At 68.2% G+C, this 223-nt stretch carries 1 protein-coding gene; it reads left to right on the top strand.

Going from position 1 to position 223, the window contains the following annotated elements; genetic code table 11:
• Positions 1 to 223 (top strand): endonuclease III domain-containing protein (locus E4K09_RS24120; protein WP_134500195.1); only part of this gene is annotated, 223 nt, incomplete at both ends.

Here is a 223-nt window from a genome sequence, read left to right as displayed (position 1 = left end):
CGTGACCTGGCCGGAGCAGAAGGCGCCGCGATTGCAGGCGGTGCTGCGGGCGATCGAGGAGCGGCACGGCAGCCTGTCCCTCGATTTCCTCAAGGAGATGCCGGTGGAGGAAGCGCGCGCCTGGCTCGAGAGCATTCCGGGGATCGGACCGAAGACGAGCGCGGCCGTTCTGTCCTTCTCCACCCTGCGGAAGGCCGCGCTGCCGGTCGACAGCCATCATCAT

This window comes from Microvirga pakistanensis, assembly GCF_004458765.1.
Taxonomy (GTDB): domain Bacteria; phylum Pseudomonadota; class Alphaproteobacteria; order Rhizobiales; family Beijerinckiaceae; genus Microvirga; species Microvirga pakistanensis.
The sequence above is the reverse complement of the archived record's forward strand: the minus strand, read 5'-3'. Positions and strand labels throughout refer to the sequence as shown.